The sequence below is a fragment of the Deltaproteobacteria bacterium genome, assembly GCA_022340465.1.
GTDB lineage: Bacteria > Desulfobacterota > Desulfobacteria > Desulfobacterales > B30-G6 > JAJDNW01.
Genome location: JAJDNW010000027.1, coordinates 1 through 16,487, shown reverse-complemented (window position 1 = coordinate 16,487; position 16,487 = coordinate 1). Strand labels below are relative to the sequence as shown.

The window sequence follows — 16,487 nt, the reverse complement described above, 5'->3', positions numbered from 1 at the left end:
GATCCACCGGAAAGCGGGGGCGCCTCAGGCATGCGTCCGTCAGCAGAATTCCCGCATAATGATTTCATCGACACCGAAGAGGTAGGCGATCAGCGCCGCCCGGATCCACATGCCGTTGCGCTCCTGGCGCCAGTAGACGGCCCGGGGGTCCTCGTCGACCTCCACCTCGATTTCATAGCGGCGGGGCAGGGGGTGCATGATGATGCAGTGCGACTGGATTTTAGCGAGGTCGTCACGGGTTAGGTGAAACTCGGGGTAGATGTCGACCTCACTGGCAGGGGCTTCCGCATACTCCTTTTGAATGCGGGTCATGTAAATGGCATCCACTTCGGGTTTCACGCTTTCGAAATCTTCGGTTTCAAAATAGGGTATCGCGTGTTTTTTCAAGAAGTCTTTGATGTCGTCTTTCATGCGGAAAACGTTTGGCGCGACGAAATAGAGCTGGACATCCTCATAATTTTTCATCAGGTAGCTCAGCGAGCGAACGGTTCTGCCGCGTTTCAGATCGCCGACCATGGCGATTTTTTTGCCGTCGAGGCCGCCGAGATGTTCGAAGGAGCGTTCCAGGGTGTAGATGTCCAGCAGGGCCTGGGTGGGGTGCTGGTCCGGGCCGGAACCGCCGTTGATGACGGACACGGGGCGTTCCGTGCGGTTGAGCACCCAGGCGGTTTTTTCGGCAAAACCGGCCACCGGGTTCCTGGCAATGATCAGGTCCACGTAGCTGGCAAAGGTCCTGATGGTGTCTTCCGGTGATTCACCCTTGACCTCCGAACTGGTGGTCGTTCCGCGGATTTCAGAAGTTTTGATACCCAGAATGTGGCAGGCATTTAGAAAGGAAATGAATGTCCGCGTGGAGGGCTGCACAAAGTAGAGCATGGCGCGTTTGTGATTCAGCAGCATGCCCAGCTTGTTGGCGCCGGTTCTGGTTTTTGCCAGAAGTCGTATCTGGCTGGCAAGGTTGCACATGGCATCGAGAAAGTCACGGTCGAACTGCTGGGCGAAAATGACATCGAACAGACGGCCGTTTCGGGAGAAGAAATCGAGCTTGCTGCTGACGTCCTGGCCATAAAAATCATCCCAGCCGGGGTATATCTGGATCGTTTCCTCTTTTTGCATGGTCATGTGACCTCCTCCTTAAATCGAGTTGTTCACGGCCGGGAGGGTATTGCCCCCGGGCGATCGATTGACCTCATGCGGGGTTAGCTTTGAGAACGAATTTTTAAGACGCCCTTTCAATAACGAGCGCCTTGCTTTTTCCGTCCTTGAGGGACACGAGGCCTTCTTCGCATATTCTCAGAAACGGTATGGCTGCACCGGTGAGGGTAACGAGGGTCAGCAGGGGGTCCGGGAAGCCGACTCCCCGGCGGGCCAGTTCATCGGCGATCATGTTCAGACCGTCGATGGTTTCTTCCAGCGGCAGGTCGGATGCCAGGCCGAGCACGGGCATGGCCAACTCCGCGATCACCAGGCCCTTTTCGATAACCACCGCGCCCCCCTGGAGTGCATGAATCCGGTTGACGGCGGCCGCCATGTCCGCATCATCGGTGCCGACAACGATAATGTCCGAAGCATCCCATGCGGCGCTGCAGGCATAAGCGCCGGATGTGAGGCCGAACCCCCTGACAAAACCCGTGCCGGTTTTTCCGGGCCGCAGGGCCCTGTCCACGGCGGCGACCTTGATGATGTCCCTGTCCACGGCCGAGCATATCGCCCCGTCGACCACCGGCAGATTCACTTCGGCCTCCGCAGTCACCAGGTCGGTGATCTGATCGATGAGGCGCACCCTGACTTCCGCCGCAGGGGTCTCGACCGCTATCCGGAAGTCACCGGGTACCATCGCCCGCGGCAGCCTGACCGTGCTAAGGCTGTTTTTGCGCCACGCGTGGCGGCGCGGCATGACGAGGACCTCTCCCTTTTCTACGATGACGGCACCGTTGCTGATCACGGTTTCCGCTCTGACGGTACGTATATCCGGGACGATGACCATGTCGGCCATTTTTCCGGGAGCGATGCCGCCGATCACCCCATCCAGTGAAAAATGTTCGGCCACGTTCAGGGTTGCCATCTGGACGGCGGCAACGGGATCGAACCCGTAATCGATGGCCTTGCGGACGATATACTCCATGTAGCCCTTTTCCACCAGGTCCAGGGGCTGAACCCCATCGGTGGCCAGAATGAGCCGGCGCAGGTCCGCGCCGGTGAGTCTGATGGCGGCAATTTCCTTAAGATCCCGCCGAATGCTGCCTTCGCGGACCATGACATGCAGTCCGAGACGCAGCCGCTCGAGCACTTCCTGTGCGGTTATGGGCTCGTGGCAGGATGAGATGCCCGCGGCGATGTAGGCATTCAATTTCTTCCCGGTGGCGCCGGCGGAGTGGCCCTCGAGCAGTTTGCCCGCTTGCAGGGTGGCCTCGAGCCGTGGCAGCAGGCGCTCCGGTTCCTGCAGCAGCGCCTGCCAGTAGGTTTCTCCGAGTCCCAAAACCTCCCCGCGCCCGAGAAGGGTTTCGAGATCGGACAGGGGCATCTTGCCTGCTTCAGGGCTGATGGAAACCATGGCCGGGGCCGTGCAGAAGCATTTGATAGGCTGGCCCTGCAGGGATTCGATAAAGTCGATGACGCCCTTCAAACCGGCCACCGGGTAGGGTTCGAGGGCTTCCGAGATGATGGTGGTGGTGCCCCCTTTGATGATGTAGCGCAGCGCTTCGCTGGCAACCGCCCCCCATGCCACGTGGGTGTGCCCGTCGATGAAGCCGGGAATGACGGTGCGGCCGGCGGCATCGATCACTGTTGTGCCTTTTGCGATGCTTTGCCCATGGGGGTCACCCACATAGGCAATCCACCCGTCGCAGGTGCAAATGGCCTGGCCGGATAAAATCTCACCGGTGTAAACATTCAGCAGGTCGGCGTTGATAACGGCAAGATCGGCGGGCCGTTCTCCGAGGGCGACCGCCATCAGTTTGCGCGTGTCCCGGTCCCTGGTCAGGTGTGCGGCTGTGTGCATGGCCAAAAAAATCTCCCGTAGTTTGTTTGGAAAGTTTCGTTGTCTAGTCAATACCCAATGATGATTTTTCAAGCAAGGGTTTGTGTCGATTTTTTTGGGAAATGTTTTGACAAATACATCGAAACGATATAGATCGAATAAAAATATAAACGTTCGATATATAGGTGATACATGAATATACATACTATAATCCTTGGATTTTTAATGAAAAAAAGCATGACAGGTTATGAGTTGAAGAATGCGTTTTCGTTGTCGTTTTCTTTTTTTTCGGGAATCAGTTTTGGTTCGATATACCCGGCTTTGAAAAAGATGGAACAGGAGGGGTTGATTTCCATGCGTTTGGAGATTCAGGAAAGCGCTCCCAATAAAAAGGTATACAGCATTACTGCTGCCGGGGAAAAGGCGTTTCATTCCCTTTTGAAGACTCCCCTTTTGCCGGAGCGTACCAGGAACGCCTTTCTTGCGCGGCTTTTCTTTTTTTCGTATCTGGACGCTGAAGACCGGTTGGAAATTTCGGAACAATACCTGCGGAACATTCTCGAAGAGCAGGAAAGGCTTGAAGCGGTGCGGCCCCAAATAGAAGAAACCGCAGACCCTTTTCAGAAAGAGTGTTTTCTGTTCGGCGTAAGGATATTTGCGGCATATGTGGAAAATGTGTCCAGGACCCTCGAAACCCTGAAGAGGATTTCAGAATGATGCCAAAATCTATAAGTAGGAGGAGAAAATGAAAGTACTCGCGCTTAATTCCAGTGCCCGCAAGGGCGGTCAGAGCAAAACGGAGTGGATGCTGGCATCCCTTGCAACGGGCATGGTGACGGCAGGGGCCGCTGTGGACGTCGTCCACCTGCGGGACAAGAAAATTCGCTACTGCACGGGATGTTTTACCTGCTGGACCAAGACACCCGGCCAATGCGTACTCCAGGACGACATGACCAAAGAACTGCTCCCCAAACTGATCGAGGCGGATCTGGTGGTGTATGCGACCCCCCTGTACCACCACACGGTCAACGCGCACATGAAGACATTCATCGAACGCACCCTGCCCTGCATAGAGCCGTTTTTCGAAAAGAGAAACGGCAAGACCAGTCACCCGATGCGCCATGACCTGGGCCGGGCGGTGGTGCTCTCTGTGGCCGGATTTCCCGAATTTTCAGCCTTTGATCAGCTTTCCGCTTATGTCAACCACCTGTTTGGAGACCGGCTCGTGGCGGAAATTTATCGACCGGCGGCCGAAAGCCTGATGCAGGCGGGAATGGAGCAGCGCAGGGCGGCGATCGCCTCCGCTCTCCGGTCGGCAGGCAGCGAGCTCATTGAAAAAGGCTTCGTAACAGAAAAGACCATGGCGGATATTCACCTCCCGATAGCCCGGGACGTGGAACAGTTTCACGTACTGGGAAATATGTTTTGGAAAACGTGCATCAGGGAGGGCATTACCCCCAAACAGTTTGTCGAAAAAAAAGTGATTCCGCGTCCGGACTCAATAAAAGAGTTCATGCTGCTTACCGGAATGGCATTCAACCCCGAAGGGGCAGGGGATATGGCGGCCACCCTGCAGTACAAGTTCAGCGGCGCCGTGGAAGGGAACTGCCATTTCATTATCGCCGAGGGCGCGTTGAGTGCCCGGGAGGGGGTCTGCGAGGATCCCTCCCTGACCATCGACACGCCCTTTGACCTCTGGATGGACATCATGACCGGCAAGGCGGACGGCCAGCAGATGTTCATGGAGCAAAAGTACACCGCCGAAGGCGACGTCGCGCTGCTCATGAAGATGCGGGCGTTTTTCGGTAGTGAGAAATAAACATGAACCACAAAGGCACAAAGGACACAAAGAATGATGATTGAATAGATGTAAAAAATCGGATAACAAGATCAATCGTTATGAACGTCATCTTCTTTGCCATTGTGCTTGTCGCTTTCATCGTTGCCGGATGGAACCAGCTGCTGTGGCTGCCGGTAGCCGGTGAACCGTCACCCATTGAAGCGCTGTCCAAAGCCATGATCGATTCGGCCACCGGATCCGTGGAACTGGCCCTGGGGCTGGTGGGGGCCATGACGCTTTTTCTGGGGCTGATGAAGGTGGCTGAGGCCGGGGGCATGCTCAACATTCTCGCCCGCCTGATCCGGCCCTTAATGGTGCGCCTTTTTCCGGAGGTGCCGGCGGACCACCCCGCCATGGGGGCCATGATTCTGAACCTTTCGGCCAATGCCCTGGGATTGGGCAACGCCGCCACGCCTTTCGGCATTCGGGCCATGCAGGAGTTGGAAAAGCTCAACCCGTCGCCCGGGACGGCCACCAACGCCATGGCACTGTTCCTCGCAATCAACACGTCCAGCGTGACGCTCCTGCCGACGGGCGTCATTGCCCTGCGGGCGGCAGCCGGGTCCGCCGACCCGGCCGGCATTCTGCCCACGACCCTAATCGCCACCATGGCGTCCACCCTAATCGCCATTGCGGCCGCCAAGCTCTATCAGCGTTTTTCCAGGCCCCCTGCATCTCCGGCGGCTGACATACAATCGGAAGGAAGGCCGGAAAAAGAGGACACACAGGAGGCGGCCGAGATACCGTCGGAGGCGTACCCTTTATGGGTGAGCATCGCCGCCCTCGGGAGCCTCGCGGCGTGCGTACCACTGGCCGTGGTTTACGGCCGGGCCGTCTCCCCGTGGATCATTCCGCTGATCATGGTAGGCTTCCTGGGGTTCGGCGTGGCCAGACGCGTGCGGGTGTACGAGGTCTTTGTGGAAGGGGCCAAGGAGGGGTTTCAGGTTGCCGTTAAAATCATACCGTTTCTGGTGGCCATCCTGGTCGCGGTGGGGATGTTTCGCGCCAGCGGCGCCATGGAAAGCATGGTGGCATGGCTGGGGACGGCGACAAGCCGTTTCGGCCTGCCGGCGGAAGCCCTGCCCATGGCACTGATGCGGCCGCTCTCCGGGTCCGGAGCATACGGGATCATGGCGTCGATCATCAACGACCCCGCCGTCGGACCGGACAGTTATGTGGGTTATGTGGTGAGCACCCTGCAGGGATCCACGGAGACGACTTTCTATGTGTTGGCGGTCTACTACGGCGCCGTTCAGGTTCGCCGCATCCGCCACACCCTGGCGGCGGCATTGACGGCCGATGTGGCCGGGATCGTATTCGCCGTAGCGGCGTGCTGGTATCTGTTCGGATAATTTTTCATCGGATACGTTTACTATCGTAATTGCCGTCAAGACAACCGACCCAAAAAAACGAACCAGAGTTTTCTGAACAACCATGAAAAATAAACCCGCCACGTTCTCAGGGCATACGGAACGTTATTCTGACAAACACTATAAATGCGGTTTCGCCGCTAGGAAAGATTTTGAGATACCATGGGCATCAATCGGAAAATATTAGATGAAATCGCAGAAAACTCCGTCACCGTCGTCGGTATACCCTGTGACGAGGGTTCCAGCTTTATGCAAGGGGCGGCCGCGGCGCCGCCGAAGATCCGCGAAGCCCTTTACGGTGGTTCGGCCAACTTTTGCAGCGAAGACGGGATCGACTTGGGCGAGCAGGGGCGCTTGAGGGACCTGGGGGATTTGGAATGGCCAGCTTCTGCGTCACCGTTCGAGGCGATCGAGTCCTGTGTTGACACGCTGTTGTTGAAAGGTGCCCGGGTTCTGCTTCTGGGAGGGGATCACGCAATTACGCCGGCCGTTTTGCGAGCTTACCACAAAAAACACGGCCGCATCAACCTGCTGCAATTCGATGCGCACCCTGATCTGTATGACGAGTTCGATGGCAGCCGCAATTCGCACGCCTGTCCTTTTGCCAGGATCATGGAAGAGCAACTGGTGAAGCGGCTGGTGCAGGTGGGCATACGCACCATGAATCCGCACCAACGACGCCAGGCGGAGCGCTTCGGGGTGGAAGTCGTCGATATGCGGGCGTGGCAGCTGGACATGCGATTTGATTTTGACGGGCCGCTTTACATCTCTTTCGACATGGATGCCCTTGACCCGGCTTATGCACCGGGGGTATCCCATTACGAACCCGGGGGGCTTTCTACGCGGGAGGCGCTTTGCGCAATTCAGGGCATAGGCGCACCGGTCATCGGCGCGGACATCGTGGAGTTCAATCCGTGGAGGGATTCCTCCGGTATGACCGCAATGGTCGCGGCCAAGCTGTTGAAGGAGTTGGCATCGAAGATGCTGAGCTAATTGAAGGATCGGGAGGATAACTTAACACGCTGTTTTTTATCGGGTCTGAACGATAAAGGATCGATTCTTAACGGCCATCCAGAACAAGTAGCCCAGACTTCCCGTTGCCACCTGTATGATGCCGATGAAAAAGACAAGATGGCTTGTGCCCAGGGAAATCAGCAGCATGCCAACGCTCCCCATGATCATGCCGACAAAATTGATCAATGAGGAGGCAGACCCGGTATCCCGGTTCTGCTGTTCCAGCAAGAGATTGGCGCTGGGAGGCCGCATGCCGGTGATGGACATGGTTGCCGGAAGCATGCACGCGGCAAACACGAAGGGGGAGAGGGGGCCCAGGCTGGCCACCAAAATCCCGCTGCCGGCCATTACGAGGAAACAGCTGCTGATGATGGCGTTGGGATGAAACCGATTGGATAGCCTGATGTACAGGAGAGGGCCCAGCATGGCGCTGACTGCATTGACGGCGAAAAAGAGGCTGAAGGTCTGCTCGGTCAGCCCGAAGCCCTGGATGTACACATAGGAGGACGAGGCGACAAATGCCATCAGGGGCATGGTCACCGACGAGAAGATACCGAGCAGCAACGAAAATCCAGGATTCTTGAGCACCACGAACAGACGGCCGATGGCGCGAAAGCTGGAGCCCCGAAATGGTTCGACCAGGGGTTCGGCAAGGGGAATCGATACCAGAAAAGCAACGATGCCGAACCCTGCCAGGGTGAAAAAGATGGCCCGCCAGGAGGCGAATTTCAGCAGCAGAGATCCAATGATCGGAGCCACAACAGGGGCAATGATCACCATGGCCATGACCACGGCGAGGGTATGGGCCCGTTTTTCTCCGGTGTACGTGTCTTTTACAACGGCTGTGGCCACGGCTGTGGCGGCTCCGCCTCCGAGAGCCTGAAAAATCCTGGCAATGATCAGGTGGATATAGTTGCCGGCCATTGCACACATGAGACTGGAAATGATGTAAATGGTCAGGCCGCAGTAAAGGACGGGTTTTCTCCCGTACTTGTCGCTCAACGGTCCCCAAATGAGAATGGCGGCACCGAAAAAAATGAAAAACAGGCTCAGGGTCAGATTCACACGGGCAGGGGTTGTTTCCAGTATGGCAACCATCTGCGGCAGCGCCGGAATGTAAAGATCCGTGGACAACGCCGGAAAGGCACTGATGAAGGCCAGGATGACAAGCATGCGCCTGTCTGACATGGTTTTGGTTTCTTTTTGCATGTTACTCTTTGTATCTTTCGAGCGCTTGGGGCATTTGACGGCATGTATGGCGTTTGACAGAGTACCGTTACGAAACTGAGTTTTCCATTGGGCATCTATTACAACGATTGCCGAGGAACAATACCGCCCCGGCCGTGAAAAGCTCGGTTCAAAGCGGCCGTAATGCCGAACAGGGCTATACGTTCGAAATAATATCGTCGGTATTCAGCCCGGCATAGGTATGTTGAGGTATGCTCAGGCTGTTCGGCATAACGGGCGCAAAAAACCTCAAACCGTTTCACGGCCGGGGCGGCATCACCCCTCGGCCGGCAGGCTTTTACCTTGTTATTGGTTGTAGGTCCGTTAAAATTTGTTCACGATGCGGTCGTCGCTTTTGAGCCTTTCCTGGATGCCCCGGCCGATCTGAAAGGTCTGTTCGAAATCGTTCCAGAAGGCCCCGTCACTCTCTTTCCAACCCTCTCCGAAGCGATCGTCAAAGTAGTCGCCCAGCTTGTCGAAGAGCAGCTTCCAGGGGGCTTCGCCACGCGCAAAAGCACCGAGGATTTGGTTGAGAAGGTCGTCCAGTTCGGCGAGAGATTCTTTGGGAAGGTATGAAATGGCACCCTTTCTGATGGAGGACATCAATGTTTCGGGGTTGACAGCATGGGCGGTGAGCATGACCGCCGGGATGCCCTTGGCGACACATTCCTCCAACAGCTGCAGCCCATCGACTCCCATGATGTCCAGTATGGCCAGGTCGTATTTGTTGCGCTTTATTTTGTCCGATGCCGTTTCGTAATCCCTTGCTGTGTCGACGGTGGATCCATCCAGGATGTCTTCGATGGTTTCGAGAATATCCCTCTCGTCATCAACCGCCAGTATCGATTTTCCGCTCAAATAAGATGCAGGTTCAGTCATGACGTCTCCTATTTTTGTGTCCTTCCAATGATCTTGTTGTGGTTTACGGCAACACCCTTCATGTTATCCCCGGAAATGGCACGGCAGTCTCAACCGAAAGGAGGTCCCCCTGTCTTTGGCGCTTTCGAGTTCAATGTCGCCGCCCAGGGAACGTGCCACAAGCCTCGCGCCGGCCAGACCGAGCCCGTGGCCGTTGCGGGCCTGCAGGCTGCACTCCTTCAACTGGGTATAGCGCCGGAAAACCGTTTCCTTGAACTGATCGGGTATGCCTGGACCGTCATCGGTCACTTCCAGGACCAGGGCGTCTTTGTCGACACCCACCCTGAGTTCCAGCAGTTCGTTGCGGTAATGCAGCGCGTTTTTTATCAGGTTGGCGACGATCTGTCTGAACTTGATCTCATCCTGGTATATCTTCAGGGCGGTGGCATCCGACCCCGCTTCGTACCGGATGCCGCAGGTGCTCAAATACGTTCGGTATTCCTCCCCCTCTCCGATGTCACGAAGCTTGTCCGCAATCCCGGGCGAACGCAGTTCGAGACAGCCGACGAGTACATCCAGCAGCGTTCGAGCGGGTGAGAAATGGCTGCAGGCAAAGCTTCCGGACTCGGCACGCCCGATCTCCAACAGGCTGTAGAGCATATCGCGAGCCCTGGTTGCATTGCGGATGATCCGGTTCAGCGTTTTGGTCTGGCGGTCCGTCAGGGTGCCGAAACGTTCCTGTTTCTTCAGCAGGGTCCGGGCGCCGGTTTCCACGATGGAGATCGGATCTTTCAGCTCATGAATCAGAAACTCGATATTCACATCCCTGAAAAAGCGTTCGTCACAGGCTTCGGGAGCCGGGGATTGGGCAGGGTGTTTGTTGTCGGTGGTCATGGTTTCTCCAGTAACGATCTCTTTTCCGCCGCCTCGAATTGGACCGTCATGGTCGTCCCGCCGGTTTCCAGGCAACCGGCACGCTTTCGGCTCGGGTTGCATACTGCGGTGTCCCCGGGGCATGCATGGTTGTCGTCACCGAGATAATCGCATCTGACGGAGGCCATGTCCAGTTTGAAATGGTAGCGTTCCGAGAAAATTTTCAGGCGGATCAGGTCGAATCCCTTGCCGCCGGCATTGAAATCATAGGGACTGCGCGACGAATAGTGGGCCGGTTCGTAGGCGGTGAAATAGTTGTCGAAGATAAGGCGCTGGTTTTCTTCGGTGATGCCGATACCGGTGTCTTTGACTTCGAATACCGGCCCCCCGGCGCCGGCGCTTACCGTAATGTCGATACGCCCGCCGTCGGGTGTGTTTTCAATGGCGTTGCGAAAAAGGGCGGTGACTATTTTGGCCAGCACTTCTCTAGGAATGAAAACATTGCCCGCAGGCTGCAGATGCCTTTCGACGGCAACCTGCCGGTGCGAGTAAAGGGGCTCGATTTCGGTCAACTGCCGGTCGACGAATTGGTCTATAACGATCGATTCCGATTCGGCACGGCGGGGACCGAACGTTTCCTCTATCCTGTCCCTGATGCGCCCGGCCGCAGATTCCGAGTCCAGTTCGTCCGACACCAGCACCTCGATTTCATCGGCACAGGCGTCCAGGAGGGCACTTATGAGAGCGTGGCTTTTGTAGTCCCGCTGCCCGACAATGTCTTCTATTTCGTACTGCATGTCTAAAAGCCGGTCGAGATTGCGGTCGGCGCGCTGCAGAATTCTTCTCATTTCCTCCTGCTTGAGCCGGTGGCCTTTTTTTCTCAGCAGATTCAAAGAGGCGGACAAAACCGAAATGGGTGTTTTGATTTCGTGCGAGAGGTGGTGGATTAGCCTGTCCTTGGCCCTGTTGAAACTTTTTACCTCTTCATAGGACACACGCAGCGCTTCATTGATGCGGGCATTTTCAATGGGCAATGCCACCATGTTGGCGATGGCGCTCAGCAGGTCGACGTCGGTCCGGTCGAAGCGTCCCTCCTTTTTGTTGACGGCGCAGATCACGCCGATCATGCGCTCGTCGATCTGGATGGGCACGTCCAGCATGTTGCGGGTTTCATATCCGGACTGGTCATCCACCTGCCTGAAGATATACGGGCTCTCAGACGCGTCGTGAACCACCAGCGGTTCGCGGGTGCGGTAGACCTGTCCGGCGACGCCCTTGTCGGCGGGAAAGCGGATCTCCTTCATTTTCTGGCCGGTGCGGGAGTCTTCGTAAGCGGTAAACCGGAAATAAAATTCCCGGCTGCCCTCATCGAGCAGGATGATCGATGCACCTTCGATGGATATAAGGTCTTTGATTTGATTGGTTATATATTCCAGACGGTCATCCAGGAACCTGATTTCGTGCAATGCATTGGCAATACGGGAGAGGGTCCTGTTGCTGCGGGCGATGCGTTTCTCCTCGGTCACATCCCTCAGGGTTACCACCTGCCCGGCCGGCGCTCCTTGTTCATCATAGAAAAGGGCGCCGTCCAGAATGATGTCCAGAAGCCTGCCGTCCCTGGTCAGGCGTTTGGTTTCAAAACCGTAAATCCGTTTTTTTTGGTAGAGACGCTGGATGCCCGTTTTGGTTGCCGCTTTCTGGTCGGGCGGTACGAAGTCGATGCGCCGCCCCTTCAATTCCCCCAAGGTCCAACCGAACACCTGTTCGAAGGCCGGGTTCAGATAGGAAACCGTACCGTCTATGTTGAAAACGAACACCGGAATGGGCAGGAATTCCAGAAACCCTCGGTAACGCAATTCGGCGCGCCGACTTTTCAGGTACTGCTCGCGCGTTCTTTTTTCCGAGGCTTTGAGGGCCTCCTGCGCCAGGGTCGAGGCGGTAATGTCCCGGGCGATACCCTGAAAACCCCTGGGTTTTCCCTGATCCCGTTCGAGCAGGTGGGCATGGATTTCCAGAACCCTTTTTTGGCCGTCCTCCCGGGTAATTTCCCAGATGAGGTCGTTTACGGCCGAACCCGTGCGGAACATGCGGTTGAAGCTATTAAAAGCCAGGGCGGCATTCTCGACATCCATGAAGCGGCGGAAACTGCGGCCCTCTATTTCCTCGCGAGGGTACCCTAATATCCGGCAGAGAGCATCGTTGAAAAAGACGAAGTTGCCTTCGATGTCGGTTTCGAAAAACGCATCGTCGACTTCCTCGATAAAGACACGATAACGATCGCCGGGGATGTCGCACGCATCCAGGCGTTCGATCTCATCCTGTCGATCGTTGTCGGGTGTCTTTCTTTTCAATACAACCGCCTGTGTGTAGAGCCGAAATCGCGTCCATGGAAGGAACGACAGGCGGGCGGTCGCCAACGGGTGCTGCGTGGGATGCCGCCCACCGGATTACTGGCCGTTGGCTTCCAGAATGCCGAAGGCCTCGGCATCCAGCAGATGGACACCGCTTTGCTGCAGTACCTCTACGGCCTTGTCGTTGTCGCTGAATCGGAAAATCATGACCGCCTTGTCGGAAGAGAAGCCGATAAAGGCGTACATGAATATGACGTTGATATTGGCATCCCTCAAAGGATGCAGAACCTGGGCCAGACTGCCGGGCTGGTCGGGGATTTCCGCTGCAACCACCTCGTTGACAAAAGCCGGGATCTGCATTTTCATCAGGATGCGGCGGGCCGTGGCAACATCCGAAACGAGCAGCCTGAGCTGCCCGAAAGCACCGGTATCCACAAGGTTCAACGCCCTGAGGTTGATGCCGGCTTTGCCCAACGCTTCGGTGACCTCGCAGAGGCGGCCCGGCGAGTTCTCGATCGAGATGACAATCTGTTTCAGTTTCATGATAACCTCCGATATCATGGAATAAATCCGGTTGGCCATAAATATATACCCATCCCGGAAGGAGGGGCAAGGGTTTTATTCCAGCGTTTCCTTGACGAAGAAACTCGATGCCAGAGCAATGGCACTGCAAAGAAACAGCACCAGAAAGGCACGCTGATAGCCGTCCATGGTGAAGGCGTCACCGACCCGGCCCTGTTTTTCCAGCACATACCCCAAAATGGGCTGAAAAACAGCCCCGCCGGCAAAGGGGAACAGGTTGACAAGGCCGGTGGCCGTGCCGGCTATCTGCACGGGGAAAAGCTCCTTGTTGGCGGTGAACGCGATCACGACCACGGCGCTGGCAAAAACGCCCATGCAAAAGCAGAGAACGTAGTGCGCCCAGAGGGGGATGCCGTTGGTGATGAATGCCAGGCAGGCGGTCAGGCAAAAAACGACGACGCTGGAGAGAACGATGACCTTTTTTCTCGACCGCAGCACGTTCGTAGAAATGTAGCTCAGCAGGGGACTGCCTACGATCATGCCGACGGCCAGCATGGACAGGATCTGGCCGGCTTGCGACTTGCTGTAGCCGTACACCTGCACCAGGTAAGGGCCGCCCCAAAGCCCCCCATAGCTGAAGAAGACGGCACAGTTAAAGAAAAACCAGGCGGAAAGCGGCCAGAAATAGGGGGTTGAAAGCACCCTTACGACGCTGTCCGTGAGGCTGATGCGCGGAGATGTCGCCGACGACGCTTCGTCGGCCGGAGAGGGCCAGCCCATATCCGCCGGACGGTCTCTGACGATAAACCATACCAGGAGGGCCAGCACCAGGGTGAAAACACCCACCGCAATGAAGGACATGCGCCAGCCGATCAGGCTGCTCAGCCATACCAGGGGAGTTGCCGATATGAGCGAGCCCAGTCCGCCGACGGCCATGAGGATGCCGGTCATAAGGGCGAATTCACTGGTGTGGAACCATTCCGCCAGAATTTTCATGGTGGGGACAAAGAGCATGGCCACACCCAGACCTACCAGGGTACGGCCGAGGATGGCAATCAAGACCGTGGGGGCCAGTCCCAGGATGATGGAGCCGGCCAGGGCAATGAAAAAAAACAGGGTAATGGTGTTGCGCGGCCCCCACGAATCGGACAGCAGTCCGGCCGGGAGTTGCATGGCCGCATAGGGGTAAAAATAAGCGGCCCCCAGAAAACCGGTCAGCGCACCGGTGGCCTTTAAATCCCTCATCATGTCCACGGCCACTACGGCTGGGCAGAGCCTGTGAAAATAGACCAGCAGGTAGCCGCAGGAGAGGGTCCAAAAAATGATCCAGCGGTACTTTTTCGCTTTGGCCAGCAGTTCCTGGTTTGTCATCTGACTTTCCTTCCTGTCGGTCGCATGCGTGCAAAGGGGCGTAACGCCCTTCGCCTAACGCACCTTTCGCCTTTCACCTTCCGCCTCTTTTTCAATCCTGCAGTTAATGCCCTTCAGATTGGGGGTTCCGAATTCCCGGCCGACATTTTCGGCTGAGGTCAGCAGGTTGTACCCGGCCTGCTCCCAATCGTATTGACGTCCCGGCCGTCCCTCCGGAAACCACCAGCCATAGGCGGCACTGATTACGTCCGGCCTTATTTTGCCCGTCACCCGGGCAACCTGGCGGATGCTTCCCTTGCGGGTCACGATGCGCACGGTGTCACCGGTTTCGATGTGATGGGCGGACGCGGTGTCCGGGTGGATTTCGACCACGGGATGCAAACTGCTTTTTCTGAGGCGTTCAATCCAGCGGTAGGAACTGTGCAGATAGAAAGGGTCTTTGGCGCTGGTCAGGATGAGGGGGTATTCCGGGTCGGGCTCCTGCGGCAAGCTGTCGAAAAAAGGGAGGGGCGGAAGATTGAAGCGTTCGGCCCGGCTGAGTACCAGTTCCACCTTCCCGCTGGGCGTTTTGAAGCCGCCATCCTTGTATTTTTGAAAGCGCTCGGGGCCCTTTAGGTACCCTTTTTGGGAGAACTGTTCATAGCTGATCCCGGCCGGGGAAAGGACCGATTCCAGCATGTCCCGGTAGTTGTCGAACCAGTGTTCGGCGGGAGAAATGCGTTTGCCGAGTTCGTTGATGATCTGGATGTCGGGCCGGCACCCGTCCGGTGGATCGAGGATCTTCGGGCGCGCCAGGAGATATCCGTGCCCCAGGCCGTAGTGCCCGATGTCATCGAATTCCAGGTGGCTTGCCGCAGGGAGCACGATGTCGGCAAAGGCGGCCGTCGGCGTCATGTGAATGTCCGCCACCGCCAGAAAGTCCAGCTTGAGGAGCGCCTCCCGTGTCGTGATGCTGTCGGCCCAGGTGACGAGGGGGTTGGTACATTGGACGTAGGCCGCCTTCACCGGGTAGGGCGTCTCCGCCATCACCGCCTTTTTGAAATAGGCCGGCGGGACGGTCATCAGCCGCGGGATCGTCCCGTGGTGGGCATGCAGCATTTCCTTGCGCTTGTCGGGAAGAAGATCCGCCCGCACAAATTTTCCCAATCCCATAACGGGAGGTTCCAGTTTGTGCAGATTGCCGCCGGCGACGTCGAGGTTGCCGGTGATGGCCATCAGGCTGACGAGCGCTCTGGTCGTCTGGAAGGTGTGTCTGTTCTGTTCGACGGGGTTGCCCCATTGAATGGCGGCAGGCTTTGAATCTGCGAGAGCCAGCGCAGCCGTCCGGATGTCGGCGGCGGGAACGCCCACGACACCCGCCACTTTTTCGGGCGTATACTGCCGGACATGTTCCGCAAGTGCATCGAATCCGTGCGTCCAGCTTTCGACGAAGTTTCGGTCGTAGCGGTTTGTTTCGACCAGCACCTCCAGAAAGGACAGGGCCAAGGCATGGTCGGTTCCGGGGCGGATGGGCAGCCAATGTTCCGCACGGCCGGCGAGCACGGTCTTGCGCGGGTCCACGACGATGAGCCTTGTGCCCTGCTTCAGCTGGTCGATCAGGGGCCGACAGATTTCTCCTTCTTCGTTGGTGGCTGTCAGGTTGCTGCCCCAGAGGATTACGAGTTCACTCTTGTGATGAAAATCCGTTACCGGGTAGAAGCCGCAGGTGTGCATGCCGGTGATTTCGCGCGGGGCATGGCAGACGTCCTGGGTGGCGACGACATTGGGGGACCCAAACAGGTTGGCCAGCCGGATCAGGGCGAAGTGTTCCATTCCCTTGGGCATGCCCTGGCAGAAGGCGACGCTGCGGGCACCGTGGATCTCTCTGGCTTGCGTCAACCGCCGGCTGATTTCTGCAAGCGCCTCCTCCCACGAAATCGCCTCCCACCCGCCTTCACCCCTGGGGCCGCTTCTTCGCAGCGGGGAAATCAGCCTGCCGGGGTGGTTGAGGCGATCGGGCAGGGCCTTGGCCCTGGCGCAGATATAGCCACGGTTGCGGTAGCCTTCGGGGTCACCCTTGATCGTCACCACACGGTTGTTTT

At 57.1% G+C, this 16,487-nt stretch carries 13 protein-coding genes; 4 read left to right on the top strand and 9 right to left on the bottom strand.

The annotated features are described in order from the left end of the window. Positions 1–39: 39 nt before the first annotated feature. Together pyrB and LJE94_04960 are read right to left on the bottom strand one after the other, a co-directional pair. Complete coding sequence (pyrB, locus tag LJE94_04965; protein ID MCG6909459.1) at positions 40–1,122, bottom strand: aspartate carbamoyltransferase; 1,083 nt, start codon at positions 1,120–1,122, stop codon at positions 40–42. A 97-nt stretch (positions 1,123–1,219) separates the two neighbouring features. Then, positions 1,220–3,001 (bottom strand): amidohydrolase family protein, encoded by a 1,782-nt coding sequence (locus tag LJE94_04960; GenBank protein MCG6909458.1) that lies wholly within the window; start codon positions 2,999–3,001, stop codon positions 1,220–1,222. 171 nt (positions 3,002–3,172) lie between these two features. Between LJE94_04960 and LJE94_04955 the strand changes: the two genes are divergently transcribed. The 4 genes from LJE94_04955 (at position 3,173) to speB (ending at position 7,183) form a co-directional block, all read left to right on the top strand. After that, positions 3,173–3,697 (top strand): PadR family transcriptional regulator, encoded by a 525-nt coding sequence (locus tag LJE94_04955; protein MCG6909457.1) that lies wholly within the window; start codon positions 3,173–3,175, stop codon positions 3,695–3,697. Between the two features lie 28 nt (positions 3,698–3,725). Next, the gene (locus LJE94_04950) at positions 3,726–4,799 is read left to right on the top strand and encodes an NAD(P)H-dependent oxidoreductase (GenBank protein ID MCG6909456.1); all 1,074 of its coding nucleotides are present in this window, start codon (positions 3,726–3,728) and stop codon (positions 4,797–4,799) included. A gap of 80 nt (positions 4,800–4,879) precedes the next feature. Beyond that, positions 4,880–6,172, top strand: a complete 1,293-nt coding sequence (locus LJE94_04945) for a spore maturation protein (GenBank protein MCG6909455.1) — start codon at positions 4,880–4,882, stop codon at positions 6,170–6,172. A 180-nt stretch (positions 6,173–6,352) separates the two neighbouring features. Beyond that, positions 6,353–7,183: an agmatinase gene (gene speB / locus LJE94_04940; protein ID MCG6909454.1), complete on the top strand. Its 831-nt coding sequence runs from the start codon at positions 6,353–6,355 to the stop codon at positions 7,181–7,183. 36 nt (positions 7,184–7,219) lie between these two features. On the opposite strand, the gene LJE94_04935 is transcribed toward speB, so the two are convergent. The 7 genes from LJE94_04935 to LJE94_04905 all read right to left on the bottom strand — a co-directional run. Continuing rightward, positions 7,220–8,413: a multidrug effflux MFS transporter gene (locus tag LJE94_04935; protein MCG6909453.1), complete on the bottom strand. Its 1,194-nt coding sequence runs from the start codon at positions 8,411–8,413 to the stop codon at positions 7,220–7,222. Positions 8,414–8,755: 342 nt separating this feature from the next. Further along, complete coding sequence (locus LJE94_04930) at positions 8,756–9,310, bottom strand: response regulator (GenBank protein ID MCG6909452.1); 555 nt, start codon at positions 9,308–9,310, stop codon at positions 8,756–8,758. Positions 9,311–9,373: 63 nt separating this feature from the next. Then, positions 9,374–10,183, bottom strand: a complete 810-nt coding sequence (locus tag LJE94_04925) for a HAMP domain-containing histidine kinase (protein MCG6909451.1) — start codon at positions 10,181–10,183, stop codon at positions 9,374–9,376. Beyond that, positions 10,180–12,513 carry a PAS domain S-box protein gene (locus tag LJE94_04920; GenBank protein ID MCG6909450.1) on the bottom strand — a complete coding sequence of 778 codons (2,334 nt, stop codon included), beginning with the start codon at positions 12,511–12,513 and terminating at the stop codon, positions 10,180–10,182. Before LJE94_04920 ends, LJE94_04925 begins: the two co-directional genes overlap by 4 nt. A 96-nt stretch (positions 12,514–12,609) precedes the next feature. Beyond that, complete coding sequence (locus LJE94_04915; GenBank protein MCG6909449.1) at positions 12,610–13,056, bottom strand: amino acid-binding protein; 447 nt, start codon at positions 13,054–13,056, stop codon at positions 12,610–12,612. 75 nt (positions 13,057–13,131) lie between these two features. Then, complete coding sequence (locus LJE94_04910) at positions 13,132–14,406, bottom strand: MFS transporter (protein MCG6909448.1); 1,275 nt, start codon at positions 14,404–14,406, stop codon at positions 13,132–13,134. Positions 14,407–14,460: 54 nt separating this feature from the next. Further along, positions 14,461–16,487: molybdopterin-dependent oxidoreductase (locus tag LJE94_04905; protein MCG6909447.1), on the bottom strand; the 2,027-nt coding region annotated here is incomplete at its 5' end.